The sequence below is a fragment of the Streptomyces sp. NPDC051172 genome (assembly GCF_040682555.1).
In the GTDB taxonomy this organism is placed as follows: domain Bacteria; phylum Actinomycetota; class Actinomycetes; order Streptomycetales; family Streptomycetaceae; genus Streptomyces.
In genome coordinates, this window is sequence record NZ_JBFBBE010000357.1 from 1 (window position 1) to 1,363 (window position 1,363).

Sequence of the window (1,363 nt, forward strand, 5' to 3'; positions counted from 1 at the left end):
GGCGAGCGATTGGGAAAGGCGCGGTTCGACAACAGCCCCGCCGCGCTGACCGAACAGATCGCCCAGGCCGGCGTGCACCCGAAGGTTGTCCTGGAGGCGACCTACGGCTGGTACTGGGCCGCCGACACCCTGCAAGCCGCCGGGGCGGAGGTCCACCTGGCCCACCCGCTCGGGGTGAAGATGTTCACCCTGCGCCGGGTCAAGACCGACGAGCGCGACGCCGCCGACCTGGCCGACCTGCTGCGGATGGGCCGCCTGCCCGAGTCGTGGATCGCCCCGGCCGACACCCGCGAACTGCGGGAACTGGCCCGCTACCGGCACAAACTGGTCGGGCTGCGCACCTCCCTCAAGGACCAGGGCGCCGCCGTCGTCGCCAAGGCGGGACTGCACGTCCCGGCCAGCGACCTGTACGGCATCTCGGGCCGGGCCTGGCTGTGTGCCCAGGATTTGTCCGAGGTCTACCGCCTGCGCATCGGGTCCATCCTCGACCTCATCGACACCCTCAATGCCCACATCGGCGAGCTCGACAGCGCCCTGTACGACCGCCTCCACAACGACCGCCGCTACCAGGCGGTCCGCACCATCCCCGGGATCGGCCCGGTCTTCGCCGCGCTGCTTGTCGCCGAGATCGGCGACGTCACGCGCTTCCCCGGCCCCGGCCAGCTGTGCTCCTGGGCCGGGATGACGCCCAAGCACCACCAGTCCGACACCCGCACCCGGCGTGGCCGGATCACCAAGCAGGGCAATCCGCTGGTGCGCTGGGCCTGCGTAGAGGCCGTCCAGCGGATGCGCCGCGACAGCCCCATGCGGGCCCTGGCCACCCGGATCATCGAACGCCGCGGCAAGGAGGCCAACCACACGGCCAAGGTCGCCGCGGCCCGCAAACTGCTCACCCTCGTCTACTACGCCATGCGCGACGGCGAAGTCCGCTGCCTGGCCCGGGCAGACGCGGCGTGAGCGGGCCGGAATCCGCCCGGCGCGAGATCGGTAACATTCTGGCCCCCGCCCTACGGGCGGCGCGGCCGATCTTCTGATTGATCCCGCCGAGCGGACGCGTACCGCCCCATGCCTGGCCCCGGCCCGTCCTCGGGTCGGACCGCGAAGGGATGAACGACAGCCGGTTCCCCGGCCTGTCCGCGTCATGACCAACCCTGGGGCGCACCCCACAACCGAACCACCGGTCCCGGCGCGACCAGCATGCGCCGCCCCGGCTCGACCTCAAGGCCGTTCGGCCTCGGCTTCGCCTGTGGACGCTCCGCCTTGCCCCCGAGCCTCGCCGGGCGCTGCCCAAAAGCAGCCGGGAACCGCCAAAAACACGGACAGGTCAGGCACTTGACCGGCCCCGTTCCTTCAGGGATGAATG

The 1,363-nt window shown here is 71.5% G+C and carries 1 protein-coding gene; it reads left to right on the plus strand.

What is annotated here, in order from left to right; translation table 11 throughout:
* On the plus strand, window positions 1–957 hold a 957-nt coding region (locus AB0N07_RS51070; RefSeq protein ID WP_365847845.1), incomplete at its 5' end, for an IS110 family transposase.
* Window positions 958–1,363 lie beyond the last annotated feature (406 nt).